A 15,663-nucleotide genomic window follows, 5' to 3' on the forward strand; every position below is an offset into this window, starting at 1 on the left:
CATGCAGGTAATAAAGATTGGCGGAAGCCTTGTTTCTGAGATCCTTAAAAATAATGATATAATAAATAACTTCGATTTAAATGGAATAATTGTCCATGGTGGTGGCAATTACATAAATGAGTTCTCAAAGAAATTTGGAATGGAGCAGCGCTTCGTAACGTCGCCGCAGGGCATAAGGAGCAGGTACACAGATAAAGAAACCCTTGAGTTCTTCATCATGGTCATGGCCTATATAAATTATAAGATATGCCATATACTTGAAAATCACGGAATAAAAACGGTTTCAATTTCAGGTATAAACAACAGAATGGCAGAGGCTTCAAGAAAGGAAAGGCTTGTTATTATAAATGAAAGGAACAGAAAGATGGTTATCGACGGCGGCTATACAGGAAAAATAAATAAAATAAACTATGATTTTCTTAAAAATCTTGTTGATTCTGGCTATACGCCTGTGGTTTCACCTGTGGCCTTTTCCGTGGAATCTCCACTTAATGTTGATGCTGATAAAATGGCAGCAAACATAGCCGCGGCACTGCATGCCGAGAGGCTGCTAATTTACACAAATGTTGATGGAATATACATAAACGGTGAAAAATTAAGTAAAATGGATATAGTTTCATTAAAATCAATGAAGATAGGCAATGGAATGATTCAAAAGGTTATGGCAGCCGATATAGCCGTCTCCTCCGGTGTAAGGGAGGTTTTTATTGGCAATCCAGGTAATATATATCAAGGAACAGTGGTGTTGAATGAACTATGAGGATGATTTTATAGCAAATACATACCAGAAGCTGCCTGTTGATATAGAATACGGTGAGGATTCATATTTAATAGGCAGTGATAATAAAAGGTATATTGACTTAATGTCCGGCTACGGCGTTGCGATACTTGGTTATTCAAATAAACATGTTAAGGATTCAATAACAGATCAGTTAAATAAAATTCCAATTCTTCATGCGTCAGAATACAACAAAACAAGGTCAGACTTTGTTGAAAAGCTTCATAATATACTGCCCGGGAAGTTCGATAAGATGTACCTTGGCAATACAGGTGCCGAGGCCATAGAGGCGGCAATAAAAGCAGTGATAAGATCCACCGGAAGAAGGAAGATCATTGCAATGACAGGATCGTATCACGGAAAAACCCTTGGGGCCCTTTCAATTACACATTCATTAAAATATAGAAAACCATTCATGGATCTTTTAAACAAGAACGTTGATTTTATAAAGTACAACGATGTAAATGATCTTGATAAAATAGATGATGACACGGCGGCTGTCTTCTTTGAACCGGTCCAGGGCGAGAGCGGAATAAACATACCTGATAAATCATATGTGATTGAATTAAGAAAGGTTACGGAAAGACACGGCACCGCCCTGGTTGCCGATGAGATACAGAGCGGTCTTGGCAGAACAGGTACAATGTGGGCTTTCGAAAATTTTGGCATAGTGCCTGATATAATAACAATAGGCAAGGGCATAGGTGGCGGCATACCATTATCGGTAACTGCCGGAAAATCAGAATTTATGATGCTCGAAAAAGGGGACCAGTCATCAACCACAGGCGGTAATCCAATAGCATGTGCAGCCGGCTCCGCTGTTATAGATGAGCTGAAACCAGAGCTCATAAGATCGGTAAGGCACAAGGGTGAATTGTTTAGATCAATGTTAAATAATGATCTTAATGGCCTTAAAGTAAAGGAGATAAGGGGCCTAGGCTTGATGAACGCCGTTGAGTTAAGGATAAGATTCCTGCCTGTTCTATTAAATATGATAAACAATGGTGTTATATCACTTTATTCTGGAATATCAATAATAAGGATGCTGCCGCCATATATAATAAAGGATGAGGATCTTGAAATGGCATCCAAAATAATAGCGTCCTCGATAAGGGAGGCTGAGGAAAATTGGCAATCTCAATGATTTATGATATAATAAGATGGGAGGAGAAATCAATTATAAAGGCACTTAAGGAACGTTATATTGATATCAATTTAATCAATGTAAATGATCTTGACCTTGATATAAACGCTGAGAATGGTTCTGGAACAATAATACAGAGAACAACAAGCTATTACAAGAACCTTCACTCAACGGCTTACTATGAATCTAAAGGATATAATGTTATAAACAACTTCATATCAACGATCATAACCGGAAATAAGATGTTTACATCGCTATGGATAAAACGCAAGGGTGTTAGAATCCCGGAAACCTTTGTAACCTTTGACAGGGAATCATTTTTAAGATCATTTAATAATGATCTTGATGGCCGTGGTGTTTTAAAGCCCGTGGTGGGCAGCTGGGGGAGAATGAATGCCCTTTTAAATGATTATTATGCTGCGATGGACATTGTTGAATATAAAGAATACATGTATCCAATATACCAGATAAACTATCTTCAAAGGTATATAAACGATTTTAACCGGGACCTGAGGGTCTTTGTTGTGGGCAGCAATGTTGTTGCCGGCATATACAGGTACAGGCCTGAAAATGACTGGAGAACAAACACAGCGCTTGGAGGCAGGGCGGAGCCGCTTAAGATCACCGATGAAATAGAGGATGAATGCCTCAGGGCGATAGAGCCCATTGGAAATGGCATTTACGGAATAGATTTCCTTGAATCAAAGGACGGGCTGTTTTTAAACGAGATAAATGGCAACACGGAATTCAAGAACACCGTGCCTGTAACAGGAATAGACATACCAGGACTGATAGCGGATTACATAATAAAAGAGGATAAAAAATGAATACAATGGACATGCTATATAACCTTGTTAATACATATTCACCGAGCGGGCACGAGGATGATATATCAAAACTTATAAGGGAATATTTAACAGAGCTTGACTTTGAGGATCCTGTTATAGACAGATCAAAGAATGTAATTTCAGATAATGGTTCAGGAAAATCAATTTTGCTTTGCGGTCATGAGGATACAGTTCCGGGCTTTATAGAGCCAAGGATTAAAAACAATTTAATTTACGGACGTGGCGCCGTTGATGCAAAGGCCTCACTGCTTGCACTCATGCTGGGGGCACACAGGGCCATTAGGAACGGTTTCAATAAAAGAATACTGTTCGTTGCGGCCGCAGGTGAGGAGAGCACTAGCAAGGGCATAAACAGCATTATAAAGAGCTATAAACCCACGGACTATGCAATTTTTGGCGAGCCAGGCAACTATAATAACATAACATGTGGCTACCGTGGAAGAATGCTAATAAAGATCTCAATGAGCTCTGAGACACATCATGCCAGTGCATCAAACCTTTACGAAAATCCTGTTTCATACCTTATAGATGTCTGGAATAAAATAAGGGAATTATACAGTAACAACCATTTTGACCAGATCAGTGCGGCAATAACAAGATTTTCAGGTGGAAAATACCATAATGTCACGCCTGAAAGCGCTTACATGTACATTGATGTAAGGTACCCTGCATCAGAGTCAGAATCATTTATTGATAATATATACAGGGCCGCGGGAAGGGCAACAGTGAAGGTTGTAAGCAGGGTTCCACCATACATATCGAATTTCAAGAGCGATTTAATAAGATCGTTTAAAAATGCGATATCATACTATTCAAGCCCGGGATTAATAGTAAAGAGCGGTACCGGCGATATGAACATTTTGGGTTCATCATGGAAAATACCTTCCATTACATATGGTCCCGGCGATACAAGATTATCACATACCAAAAACGAGGTAATAAACATAAATGAGGTTGAGAGGAGCATAGATATTATATCAAGAGCGCTTCAGCACCTTGCAAGCCTGTAGATAAAATCAACAATGCCGGTCACAATTTTTCTTCCATGCACCTGGGCAGCACCCTTAAATTCAACCCTGCTGTTTATCTCATGCACTGTTATTTCATTTTCATCTTCCATGGCATCTATGCCAAGTATCGAATCCTTAAAAATAGATGCAGTTTTTATTATAATCTCTTTTTGCTCTTCCGATAGGTTTGCCCTTTCAACGCGGCCGCCAAGATGCGTATTTGTTTTCCAGCTCTGACCCTGGTACCTGTATGTTGCCGCTATGATGTTTTCACCTGCAACGATTGCCCTTATATCCCTTGCAGGCCTGTTTACATATTTTTGAATGTAAAAAACGTTTGATATATTTTCATAGTATTCAAGAAAATCACGGAGCTCTGTCCTGCTCCTGCATATTGATACCATCCTGCCCCAGCTTCCAGAGACCGGCTTTATTACAACAGGGTATCCAAGTTTTTCCGCTGTTTCAATGGCCATATCCATTGAAAATGATATGTATGTCTCAGGCGTTTTTATACTATTTTTTTCAAGGATCATTGATGTTATTGCCTTGTTTGATGATATGTTAATTGTATTGTAATTATTAACCGGGAAAAATCCATAGGTCTCGGCTATCTTTGAAAAGTAAAGGGATCTCGTGCTGCTTATACACCTTATCATAACAAGATCGTTTTTTTCCATGCTTTTTATTTTAAATGAGTTCTTATTCACATTTATTGTATCGTAATCTATATTCCTGTTTGATAGTTCCTTAATTATTTCCTTTTCCTCCCATGCAGGAATATCATATGCAAGATGGATCATACTGATCAATTTTTATATATTATTAAAAACTTGTGAAATATATTGTTATTTTAAATATAAATACATGTAAAAATTATATTATAATATAATATTTTACATTGAAACAGCAGATCTTTTTATTGATTCTGCCATGGCATATAATTCATCATCATTTAATTCCCTATTTTTATTTTTTATCATCTTCATTAATATTTTTAAATGCTCATCGTTAAGGGATATTCCAAGCTCCTGCAATCTTGTAATTACTGCATGCCTGCCACTGTAGCTGCTTATTGTATAATACCTTTTATTTCCAAATAAACACGGGTCCATGAATTCATATGTTTCAGGTTTGTTTATTATACCGGCTATATGAACGCCTGATTTATGTGTAAATGCATTCTTGCCCGTTACCGGATAATTGTATGGAACCATTACCCCACTGTATTTTTCAACAAGATTTGACAGGCTGTAGAGCCTTTTTAAATCGATAACGTCCTCATTGTAATGGTATTTTAGTGCCGGGCCTATTATCTGTGTTGGCGTTATACCGCTGCGTTCACCAAGACCGTTTACCGTTGAATGTATTATTGTCGCGCCTGCACGATATGCCGCAATGCTGTTTGCAACTGCCATTCCAAGATCGTTATGCGCATGTATGTCAAACTCAACGTTTTTTACGTCTTTTATTATCATTTTAAAAAGTTTATATGATGTGTCAGGATTTAATATTCCAACGGTGTCCGCTATGGATATTCTTTTTGCACCTGCATCCCTGGCGGCCCTTGCAACATCCAGTAAATAATTATAATCAGTTCTTGTGGCATCCTCTGCGGTGAATCTTACATTTAAACCATATGACCTTGCATAATCAATGCTATCAACGATAATTCTTATTGCATCCTCGCGGGTCTTTAACGTTTTGTATTTTAAATGAAGATCACTTATTCCATAGAATATTGCTATCATGTCGATATTGAGCGAGGCCGCAACATCTATATCTGATCTTACGGCCCTGCTGTGTGCAACTATCGTTGATCTTATTATTCCTGATGATTTTAATTCCATGATGCTTTTTATTGATTTTAAAACTGTTTCTGAAACTGCCGGATGGCCGGCCTCTATCATTGAAACGCCAGCATCTGAAAGCGCCCTGGCTATTTCCACCCGGGCATCCATGGAAAATGAAACGCCAGGGGTCTGCTCTCCCTCTCTAAGTGTACTGTCAAGTAAGCCTATCATAAAATGGTATATATTTATATTTAATAAAATTTTCGTATTATTAATACTAATTTCGTAATTAAAGTGGACCTCCAAGAAGGCCCTTACCTTTTAGCAGATTTATTATACCGCCTGCATTTATTATTTCCATTAATGATTCTGGTATCGCCCTGAATTTTATGCTTTTATTTTTTGCCTCGTTTATTATTAATGAATTTTTAATATCTATTGTTATTATATCTGGCTCATCCGCGATGTTTAATATGCCAGGGCACTGTATGCATAAAAGTCCTGAGTTAACACTGTTTCTAAAAAATAGACCATTCACGGATTCTGCTATTACGGCAGATATGCCAAGGGCTTTTAGATTATCCGCCGCCGGTCTTGATGATCCGGTCCCAAAGTTTTTACCTGCTATTATTATATCACCATTTTTAACCATTGATGACCAGCCAGGCCTGTTTGCACTCATTGTATACAATGGCTTTTTATCGTCACTCATTGTATAGCATATCTGCGGGTACATTAAATCCGTATTAATATCATCGCCAAACTTCCATACACGGCCTTTTATCATTGTAAATCACCTGGATCCGTTATATAACCATTTAATGCAGATGCTGCCACTGTTGCAGCCGAGCCAAGGTATATTCTTGCCCCTGGAGATCCCATTCTTCCCTGGAAGTTCCTTGTGGTTGAGCTTATTATAACATCATTATCAGATGCAATGCCCATATGACCGCCAAGGCATGCACCGCAGGTTGGGTTTGTAACAATACCGCCTGCATCAATTATATCCTTTATATAGCCAAGCTCCAGGGCCCTTTTATATATCTCCATGGATGCTGGTGTAACAATCAACCTTACATTTTTATTTATCTTTTTATTTTTTAAAATCCTGGCCGCATCCCTTATATCTGAGAGCCTTCCATTGGCACATGAACCTATAACAGCCTGGGTGATCTCTGTTTTTTCATCTCCGGCATTGACTATATTATCTATGATCTTTCCAGGTCTTGCAACCATGCTTTGAACCTCGTTTAGGTCTATTTCATATTGATCTGAATAATCACCATCTGAGACAACATTATATAGAGACCTGTTTGACATGTAGGCCCTTAAAACATCATCGTTTGGGAAAAGCGCAAATTCCACATTCATCTCCGCACACATTGTCGATATCGATGCCCTGTCATCAATGGTGAGGCTTTTAAGATTTCCAGAGAATTCTATGTTTTTATTTGGTATGCTTCCTATAGTCTTTGCCATGTAAAAGAAGATGTCCTTTGCACTGACATTGCTTTTTAAATAATTTTTAAAAACAACATTTATTGTTTCGCCAACAATGAACCAGGTCCTTCCTGTTGCTATCACGCTCATTATTTCTGGTGTGCCGAGGCCACGGCCAAGGCTGTTATATGCACCGGTGTTAACGGTATGCGAATCCGTATTTGCTATTATGCTTCCTGGAAGTATCCATCTGTTCTCCGCGGCAAGAACATGTGATATGCCACCGCTATAATCAAAAAAATTCTTTATGTTCCATATTCTTGCAAGCTTTCTTATCTTGTCAAGCCTGTTTGCGATTTCTATGCTTGGCGCCGGCACAAAGTGATCAAAGATTATTGCTATCTTATCTTTATCAAACGGTTTTAATGGCGGGTTGTTTATAAACTCATTGTGCATTGCTATTATATCAAGTATTATTGCCATATCAACGCTTACCTCAACAATATCGCCTGGTGATACATTTTTTTTATCTGAATGCAATGCAAGTATCTTTTCAATGGCATTCATAAAGGATTAATTATTATCACTATATTACTATTTACATACTTTTTATACTATTTTCGTAATTAATATTTTTTTATTCAAGGTAATAAAACGGTTAATTTTGTAAATTTATAAATAGTATGATAGATTATATCTTACAATGGGAAATAGGAATTTTATACCTGTACCAAAGCAGAAGAATCCAGAATTTTGGGATATAAAAAGGATAGATCATATAAGAAGATTATCAATGACTGGAGAGCCATATGAAATATTTGTTAATAATTCTGGAAACAGGATACTGGACAGGATTTCATTTAATGTTAATGACAGAACAATCAACGATGATTATGGCAACACCGAAACAGAGCTTGCAGGTTTAAAAATGAGCGTTCCGCTTTACCTTGGGGACATGTCATACGGTGCCTTGAGCGGGAATCCAAACATTGCAATAGCAAATGCCGCAGAAAAAACTGAAACAATGGCAGGAACCGGTGAGGGTGGCCTTCTGCCGGAGCTCTATGATAAAAAAAGGATCTTTGTGCAGTGGGCATCCGCACGGTTTGGTGTTACTCTTGATACACTTAATAGAGGATCTGCAGTAGTAATAAAGATAGGCCAGGGTGCAAAGCCGGGCATAGGCGGTCATCTCCCTGGAATAAAGGTGACAGGGCCAATATCAACCACAAGGAAGATCCCAGAGGGTCTTGATGCAATATCGCCGGCACCGCATCATGATATTTATTCAATAGAGGATATAGCCCAGAGAATAGAATCGCTGAAGATTGCAACAAAGAAGCCTGTTTTTGTTAAGGTTGCGGCAACAAATTACATACCGTACATAGCAGCAGGCATAGCAAGATCGGGTGGTGATGGTATAATAATAGACGGCCATGGTGCAGGTACAGGTGCAACACCACTTGTGATAAGAAACAACTTCGGAATACCGGTGGAGCTGGCCGTTGCATCAGCACATAAAATGCTTTTAAAGGATGGCAATAGAAGGAAATTTAAGATAATTGCAGCAGGCAGGGTATCGAATTCAACAGATGCAGCCAAGCTGATGGCCCTTGGGGCAGATGTAGTAAGCATGGGTACCGGTGTTCTAATAGCCATGGGATGCATCATGGTAAAAAAATGCAATCTTGGATTCTGCCCGGTTGCACTGACAAGCAAGATAGATGGCAAAAGGGTATTTGATGAATCCTATGGCACGGATAATTTAATAAGATTTATCAATGGATTTACAAAGGAATTATCATTAATTGTTAAAAGGCTTGGCTTGAGATCAATTAGAGATTTAACAGGAAGAAGCGATTTGCTTTATTCCGATGGCATATCGGAAAAGGATCTTGATATACTCTCGATAAATGGAGAGCCCGCTGAGGTTAGTCCTGAGTACGGCAGGGTAGATCCAGATTATTCATATCTTAACCATCTTTCAAACACTGGAAGTGCATATATAACAAGTATGGGCAGTGATGCACCGCCTGAGATAAAAAGTCCCAGAAGAATAATAGACTTTTTAAGGCTTGATGGTGCCCAGGTAACAAGGCCGCCAATAGATCCATACCGTGAGGAAATAGACATATCGTTTAGGCTTCATTCCATTGATCTTGAAATGCCATTGATAATAGATATAAGGAATGCGCATGGCAGGACAAAGATGATGCTTAGATTTGCAGCCCAGGCTTCAGGCATAGCTGTAATAGATAATGAAACGCTTGAGGATTACAATGACATAACGATAAGGTACATTGACGGTATTTACATACATAGATCATCGATATATACAGAAAAAACACTGACCAAGGGGTTTTCAGGTTATATAATAAACAGCGAGATTAATTTAATCAAAATAGATAATTATCTAAGATCGATAAATAAAAGAAACGAATACGATATAATATTCAATCTTAATGATAATTTTCTTAATTCCGGGGATATAGCAAAGCTGATAGCGCTTGGCGCGGATGCCGTGATAATAAGCCATAAAATATTTATGGAATCAACCACGGACCCGAATTATAATAAAGCATTGAACTTTGTTAATGCGATAAAAAAGGAGTTATTACTAATATCCGGTGCCATGGGCATGTATGATATGCAAAATTCATTGACAGGCAACCATGAGATATTAAGATCAATTTCGTTGAACTATTCATTACCTGAAATAAATGTAAAGGAGGCTGGTTCACAGTGAACTATGTACCATCAGGATGCGGTTTATTCGCCATGCTAAGAAAGGATCATGCGCATAAAATACCTGGTAAATACATTGTTTCAGGTATAACAGAGGTAAAACACAGGGGAAGCGATCGTGGTGCCGGCTATGCAATGTTTAATCTAAACGATAATAATTATTACATCAGGGCATTCAGCAATAAAGATATAAAAAAGGATCTTGAAATGCTTGGCATAAATGTTATTAAATCATATAAAATTAATTTAAACGGTATAAAGGATAGATGCTATGATGTATCAATAAATAACAATATGATGTCTTTGGAAATGATAAACAACGAGCTCTGGAATGATAAATCAAGGATATACAGCTATGGAAGGTTAAATGTAATGAAGGGTGTTGGATATCCAGAGGATATAGCAAGGCTTTACAAAATAGAGGAATTAAGCGCGGACATGTGGCTTGCCCATACAAGGCAGCCAACGAATTCGCCCGGGAACCTGCCATTCTGGTCGCATCCGTTCTCTTCATTCAATGTTGCGATAGTTCATAACGGCGATATCAGCTCTTTTGGCTCAAATGCAAGGTATGTGGAATCACTTGGAATAAAAAGCCTTGTTGGAACGGACAGTGAGGTGGTTTCATATCTTTTTAATGACCTTGTTAATAAGAATGGTGTGTTAAACGCTGTAAGAATACTCTCAGGCGCGTCAATGGATCTAAAAAGAAGTTACAAAAATGCAATGCTTGACGGGCCATACAGCATGGCAATAGGCTATGATTCTGGGGACGATCTTTATCTAATAGCAATGGTTGATAAACATAAGTTCAGGCCTCTGTACATAGGTGAGGATGATGATTATTACTATGCCGCAAGCGAGATAAGCCAGATAACGGAGATATCAAAAAATGCATTAATATGGCCGCTTCCTGCAGGTTCATACTTTATAGCATCAATGCACAGGGGAATAATATCAGGCATAAAAGGGAATATAAATGTATCATTCAATGGTGAATATGACATAGATGCATCAGGAATACCATATAATGAAATTAATAACGAAATAAAAAGGCTGAATAAAAATTCAGTAAGTATAATAAATGTCCATGGGCATAAATACATAGGCATGGGTCTTAGAAATTTAAACATAAAAATATATGGAAATCCAGGGAACTGCCTTGCAAATGTAAACGATAACAACAATATAGAGGTGTTCGGCAACGTGCTTGATGACTGCGGTGATGCAATGTCATCCGGTAACATATTTATTCATGGCAGTGCAGGGGATTCGCTTGGACAGGCCATGAGCGGCGGTTCAATATATGTAAAAAATAGCACGCAGGCCAGGACAGGCATACAGATGAGGTCATATTTAAATGTACCATATATAGTCATAGGCGATACCTTTGGTGATTACCTTGGGGAGTACATGGCAGGCGGCAGGATAATAGTTCTTGGCAATAAACATACTGGAAGATTCATAGGAACAGGCATGCTCTCAGGAAAGATATACATAAATGGCAGAATAAACCATGAAAACATAGGAATTAAAAATGATGATAAAAGACTTTTAATGGCCCTGAAAACGTTAAAAAAATTCGATAAAAACATAAAAATCAACGATTACATAAAAAACGATGATAATTTAAATATTGAATACAGAAAACTAAACAATGAGGAATTAAAAGAGGTATCCATGCATGTTAAAGTCTATGATGAGCATTTTAAAACTTCTTACATTAATAAAATAAAAAACCGCTTTACAATTATATCTGGAAAACATTGAATATATTAATGAAAATTATGATATTATTAAGCATTTTTCCAGATTTTTGTAAATAAACTATATTACGAATAATGAATTTTATTTTCTAATGTCGTTTGATGTTTCGTGGTTGAATACAGGAAACAACGCATGGATGCTTACAGCCGCAACCCTTGTGGGACTTCAGAGCATACCAGGACTTGCATTGTACTATGCAGGCATGACAAAGAGAAAATACATGGTAAATGCCATGATGATGGCATTATACGCATTTTCTGCTGTTCTTGTCGTCTGGGTGATTGCAGGCTACAGCTTTGGTTTTGGAACGGTTCCGCTTTTAAAGATAGATGGCTATTACATATTTTCAATGCCAGTGCCTGTTGGATCGGCATCATTTATAGCAGGCCAGGCAATTGTTGGACCTGAAAGGATAGCACTGAGCATACCAAATTCAACGGTAATATTCTTTCAATTCGTCTTTGCGGCAATAACACCGGTATTATTAATGGGTGGAATACTTGAAAGGATGAACTTTAAGGCCTGGATGGTCTTTGTTCCAGTATGGTCCTTCCTTGTTTACAGCCCGGTGGCATACTGGTTATTTGCAGGCGGCTGGCTGAACCAGCTTGGTGCGGTTGATTTCTCAGGTGGCTATGTAATACACCTTGACGCAGGGGTTGGTGCACTCGCAGCCGCACTTGCAATAGGACCAAGAATAAAGGAGGATATGAACCTAAAGGCGAACAACCTTGGACTTGTAATGCTCGGTCTGGGTTTGATATGGCTGGGCTGGGATGGCTTTAATGGTGGGGACCCATATGGAAGCGGAATAGACGCCGCAATAGCCATAATAAACACAAACGTTGCCACGGCAGTTAGCATGATAACATGGATGTTAATGGACATGAAGTTCTTTAAAAAGGCATCACTGATAGGTGCATCGGTTGGCGCCATAGCCGGACTTGTGGGGATAACACCTGCCGCAGGTTATGTAAATATATACGGTGCAATGGTTATAGGCATTGCAACCGGAATAATACCCTGGATAGCATTATATAAAATAGAGCCACATTTTAAAATAGATGATGCACTTGGTGTTTTTTCATCACATGCTGTGGCAGGCATTGTCGGTGGTATTTTGACAGGTGTCCTTGCAGATCCATTCATTACGCAGTACATTGATCCTGGCCTTAGAGGGGCAATTTACGGCGACTTCTACCAGCTTGGCATACAGGCACTTGCAGCCGCTGTCGTATTTGCATACACATTTGCAATGACCATTGCAATACTTAAAATCATAGGTTTATTCATACCATTGAGGGAAAAGGAGGAAAATCTCAAACTTGGCGATCTTGCAATACATGGTGAGATTGGCTTTGAGGATTCATATCAGGCCGTGAGAAAATAAATTTAATATTAAATTCTTTGTATTTTTAATAAATGCGACTGCCGGGATTTGGACCCGGGGCATGAGCTTGGCAAGCTCGCGTGTTACCAGGCTACACCACAGTCGCTTAACATGTAAATACATCAAAGTATATAATTTTTAATGTCAGCCGGATATTTTAGGACGTATTTAAAATATTTATAATTTTATAATATAAGCAAAAATATTTATACACGGTTATTTTTAACACTTATGAACCTTCAGCGTATACCTGAACTGGAAACGGCCAGAACCTATGGTATAATTGGTATAATACTTGATTTCCTTGGCAGTGTTTTATCAATAGTTACACGTGGCTTTGGCCTTATAATAGATATAATTGGTTTAATCTTTATATTGCTTGCAGTTAAAACAATATCTGATTATTACAATGACCAAAGGCCATTCAGATACATGGTATATTCGATCATATCCGCGGTTATTATTGCCGTGGTTGCGATAATATTAATACTGGCTCTTGTCATTCCGGCAAATGCCTCGATATCAACACATTTAAATGGATATCAAATTAGCGCTGCCGCTCCTGTTTTTTCAGCAATATCATTTTTATTCCTGCTGTTAATAATTATTGTTGTGGCAGCCCTTATTCCAACGGTCTTTGAGTACCTTGCATTCAACACCATTGGAGATCTTACAGGCATAGATCAGTTCAGAACCGGTGCAATTCTGCTCATTATTGGAATAATATTAACGATTATAGTAATAGGTGCAATAATATCACTGGTAGGTATAATACTAATAGCAATAGGCTTTAATGATCTACCATTAAGGGCAAGGCCAAGGGTAATAGATGAAAATATTAATCCTGGAAATGGTTTTAATTAATAAAATATGAAATAAATTCTTGTAATAAACATTTATAAATAAATTTCATATAAACAGGAATGAAATTTGATTTTTCAAATATATTTTTAAGCAGGGGTGTAAACTATTTCAATGATGATAAAACGCTACATAGTATAATGAAATACCTTAATTACCACGATGATGCGCTAGCAGATATGGGGCTTTACATTTCCAGTGAAATGATTGAGGATTCAATGTTTATAGACCATTATGCAAAACCTGTTCTAAAAACCTGGGGTATCCTTGACAATGAAATTGAGGGCGTCTGGATATCCAGAGATCATAAAAATATAATAGAAAGGCTTCTCGACATGGGCGTGGTCTCAAGGATTCTTGATAAAGATTTGATGTTTCATTTTACATCAGGATATTTAATCTCAGATTCTGGTTTATTCTGCACACTTACTTTAACAGGTCAAACAGTTTATGCGCTTAAAAAATACAGCAACAATTTAAATGATTTTATAGAGCATTACAGAAATGATCACTGGCTTGGTGCAACATATTACACAGAGATTCAGGGAGGCAGCGATCTTGGTGCAAATAAAACCGTGGCAGTCAGCAATGGTGATTCTTTTATATTAAACGGCGAGAACAAGTACTTTGCCAGCGACGCCGGACTTGCAGATGGTGCCATTGTAACGGCAAGGCTTAACAATAAACCTGGTGTTAAAGGCATTTCGGTATTTTTTGTGCCGGCACTAAAACCTGACGGAAGTCCAAACTACAATATAAGACGGCTGAAGGACAAGCTTGGGACCATTCTTGTGCCAACAGGTGAGGTGATATTGAATAACTCGATAGGCTACATGCTTGGCAATGATAATAATGGAATATACATAGCACTTGAGATACTTGAAATATCAAGGATAGATGATGCTCTTGCAGCTGCCGGCATAGCCAGAAAGGCACTATGGGAATCATATTTATATTCACTGGAGAGGCATGCCTTTGGAAAAGCAATTATCAAGCATCCTTTAATAATTAGGGATCTTATTGAAATGCAATCCGAGGTTGATGCATCAACGGTGTTATCATTCATTGCCGCTGATATGTTTTCAAAGGTTACTGATGAGGAGCCGCCGTATCATGACGATTATCACATGGCGCGGGCATTTACACATATGGCAAAGAATATATCATCATGGGCAAGCGACCATGTAACAAGGTACGCCATGGAAATCTTTGGTGGCAAGGGCTTTCTTTATGATTTCCCTGTTGAAAAATTCCACAGGGATTCAATTGTAACATCGTTATGGGAGGGCACAAGCAACATACAAGCACTGGATTTTCTTGAGATATTAATCAAAAAGAAAATCGATAAAAGGATCATTTCAATTATAAACGATATAATAAAAGACCTATCAAAGGAAAACGCGGATATTTTAAGCTCTGCATTAAGAAGATCTCTTGAGAATCTTGAATCGATGCTTTCATCCGGAAAAACAGAGTACTTTGCAAAGGATATATTAAACACACTTGGCCATTTATCAGCACTGGCCTTCATGCTTTTAATATCTGAAAAAACCGGTAACATGGAGCTTTCAATATCAGGAAAAATTTACTACTATAGGCACTTCCTTAACAGTTTCCCATATGATTTTGATTTTAACTCAGCCTCAAGGATTCTTCACTGGATGAAAAGGATTTAATTGTTACTTACGCTTACTTAAAAAAATAAATAACTGGTAATTTTTTATATAACAATGAAAATATACAAATTTAATAATAATGGGCTTACTCTTAATAAGCTTTTTGACCAGACCTTGGTAATGATTCTAAGATCATTTACAACGGGTTAAATTTTACATAGGGAGTTTTACGAAAAGATATGTTATTATTCAATTTACAGAAACTTTGGCC

General features: G+C 37.9%; 13 protein-coding genes and 1 tRNA gene. 9 read left to right on the top strand and 5 right to left on the bottom strand.

Annotation, left to right across the window (positions count from 1 at the left end; all coding sequences use genetic code 11):
• The first annotated feature begins 1 nt into the window (after position 1).
• Genes B8780_RS03905 through B8780_RS03920 form a run of 4 tightly spaced genes read left to right on the top strand, consistent with a single transcriptional unit; the run spans position 2 to position 3,780 of the window.
• Complete coding sequence (locus B8780_RS03905; protein ID WP_084272736.1) at positions 2-760, top strand: [LysW]-aminoadipate/[LysW]-glutamate kinase; 759 nt, start codon at positions 2-4, stop codon at positions 758-760.
• A complete protein-coding gene (locus tag B8780_RS03910) occupies positions 750-1,922 on the top strand; it encodes an aspartate aminotransferase family protein (RefSeq protein WP_011178271.1) in 1,173 nt (390 codons plus the stop codon). The genes B8780_RS03905 and B8780_RS03910 overlap by 11 nt, the downstream gene beginning before the upstream one ends.
• Entirely contained in the window at positions 1,907-2,749 is an 843-nt protein-coding gene (locus B8780_RS03915) for a RimK family alpha-L-glutamate ligase (RefSeq protein WP_236719376.1), read from the top strand. Before B8780_RS03910 ends, B8780_RS03915 begins: the two co-directional genes overlap by 16 nt.
• A complete protein-coding gene (locus B8780_RS03920) occupies positions 2,746-3,780 on the top strand; it encodes a M20/M25/M40 family metallo-hydrolase (protein ID WP_084272737.1) in 1,035 nt (344 codons plus the stop codon). The genes B8780_RS03915 and B8780_RS03920 overlap by 4 nt, the downstream gene beginning before the upstream one ends.
• Here B8780_RS03920 and B8780_RS03925 read toward each other — a convergent pair.
• The 4 genes from B8780_RS03925 to B8780_RS03940 form a co-directional block, all read right to left on the bottom strand.
• The gene (locus B8780_RS03925) at positions 3,759-4,583 is read right to left on the bottom strand and encodes a RimK family alpha-L-glutamate ligase (protein WP_084272738.1); all 825 of its coding nucleotides are present in this window, start codon (positions 4,581-4,583) and stop codon (positions 3,759-3,761) included. The two genes, B8780_RS03920 and B8780_RS03925, sit on opposite strands and share 22 nt — an antisense overlap.
• Positions 4,584-4,676: 93 nt before the next feature.
• Positions 4,677-5,804 (bottom strand): homocitrate synthase, encoded by a 1,128-nt coding sequence (gene lysS / locus B8780_RS03930; RefSeq protein WP_084272739.1) that lies wholly within the window; start codon positions 5,802-5,804, stop codon positions 4,677-4,679.
• 58 nt (positions 5,805-5,862) lie between these two features.
• The gene (locus B8780_RS03935; protein WP_011178266.1) at positions 5,863-6,360 is read right to left on the bottom strand and encodes a LeuD/DmdB family oxidoreductase small subunit; all 498 of its coding nucleotides are present in this window, start codon (positions 6,358-6,360) and stop codon (positions 5,863-5,865) included.
• Positions 6,357-7,580 (bottom strand): 3-isopropylmalate dehydratase large subunit, encoded by a 1,224-nt coding sequence (locus B8780_RS03940; RefSeq protein ID WP_084272740.1) that lies wholly within the window; start codon positions 7,578-7,580, stop codon positions 6,357-6,359. Before B8780_RS03940 ends, B8780_RS03935 begins: the two co-directional genes overlap by 4 nt.
• 136 nt (positions 7,581-7,716) lie before the next feature.
• Here B8780_RS03940 and B8780_RS03945 point away from each other — a divergent pair, with 136 nt between their 5' ends.
• The 3 genes from B8780_RS03945 (at position 7,717) to B8780_RS03955 (ending at position 12,915) form a co-directional block, all read left to right on the top strand.
• Entirely contained in the window at positions 7,717-9,759 is a 2,043-nt protein-coding gene (locus B8780_RS03945) for an FMN-binding glutamate synthase family protein (protein ID WP_084272741.1), read from the top strand.
• Positions 9,756-11,528, top strand: a complete 1,773-nt coding sequence (locus B8780_RS03950; RefSeq protein WP_084272742.1) for a class II glutamine amidotransferase — start codon at positions 9,756-9,758, stop codon at positions 11,526-11,528. The genes B8780_RS03945 and B8780_RS03950 overlap by 4 nt, the downstream gene beginning before the upstream one ends.
• An 88-nt stretch (positions 11,529-11,616) precedes the next feature.
• Positions 11,617-12,915: an ammonium transporter gene (locus B8780_RS03955; RefSeq protein WP_011178262.1), complete on the top strand. Its 1,299-nt coding sequence runs from the start codon at positions 11,617-11,619 to the stop codon at positions 12,913-12,915.
• A gap of 33 nt (positions 12,916-12,948) precedes the next feature.
• Here B8780_RS03955 and B8780_RS03960 read toward each other — a convergent pair.
• Positions 12,949-13,021: transfer RNA gene (locus tag B8780_RS03960), tRNA-Gly, on the bottom strand.
• Between the two features lie 125 nt (positions 13,022-13,146).
• Here B8780_RS03960 and B8780_RS03965 point away from each other — a divergent pair.
• Together B8780_RS03965 and B8780_RS03970 are read left to right on the top strand one after the other, a co-directional pair.
• Complete coding sequence (locus B8780_RS03965) at positions 13,147-13,779, top strand: DUF996 domain-containing protein (RefSeq protein ID WP_011178261.1); 633 nt, start codon at positions 13,147-13,149, stop codon at positions 13,777-13,779.
• 59 nt (positions 13,780-13,838) lie between these two features.
• Positions 13,839-15,452, top strand: a complete 1,614-nt coding sequence (locus B8780_RS03970) for an acyl-CoA dehydrogenase family protein (protein WP_084272743.1) — start codon at positions 13,839-13,841, stop codon at positions 15,450-15,452.
• Positions 15,453-15,663: the final 211 nt, after the last annotated feature.

Source organism: Picrophilus oshimae DSM 9789 (genome assembly GCF_900176435.1).
Lineage (GTDB): Archaea > Thermoplasmatota > Thermoplasmata > Thermoplasmatales > Thermoplasmataceae > Picrophilus > Picrophilus oshimae.

Excerpts from the sequence above, each read along its gene's own strand:
- B8780_RS03970 (WP_084272743.1), top strand. The coding sequence starts at position 13,839 with ATGAAATTTGATTTTTCAAATATATTTTTAAGCAGGGGTGTAAACTAT.
- B8780_RS03935 (WP_011178266.1), bottom strand. The coding sequence starts at position 6,360 with ATGATAAAAGGCCGTGTATGGAAGTTTGGCGATGATATTAATACGGAT.
- B8780_RS03910 (WP_011178271.1), top strand. The coding sequence starts at position 750 with ATGAACTATGAGGATGATTTTATAGCAAATACATACCAGAAGCTGCCT.
- lysS (WP_084272739.1), bottom strand. The coding sequence starts at position 5,804 with ATGATAGGCTTACTTGACAGTACACTTAGAGAGGGAGAGCAGACCCCT.
- B8780_RS03965 (WP_011178261.1), top strand. The coding sequence starts at position 13,147 with ATGAACCTTCAGCGTATACCTGAACTGGAAACGGCCAGAACCTATGGT.
- B8780_RS03945 (WP_084272741.1), top strand. The coding sequence starts at position 7,717 with ATGGGAAATAGGAATTTTATACCTGTACCAAAGCAGAAGAATCCAGAA.
- B8780_RS03905 (WP_084272736.1), top strand. The coding sequence starts at position 2 with ATGCAGGTAATAAAGATTGGCGGAAGCCTTGTTTCTGAGATCCTTAAA.
- B8780_RS03955 (WP_011178262.1), top strand. The coding sequence starts at position 11,617 with ATGTCGTTTGATGTTTCGTGGTTGAATACAGGAAACAACGCATGGATG.
- B8780_RS03920 (WP_084272737.1), top strand. The coding sequence starts at position 2,746 with ATGAATACAATGGACATGCTATATAACCTTGTTAATACATATTCACCG.
- B8780_RS03925 (WP_084272738.1), bottom strand. The coding sequence starts at position 4,583 with ATGATCCATCTTGCATATGATATTCCTGCATGGGAGGAAAAGGAAATA.
- B8780_RS03940 (WP_084272740.1), bottom strand. The coding sequence starts at position 7,580 with ATGAATGCCATTGAAAAGATACTTGCATTGCATTCAGATAAAAAAAAT.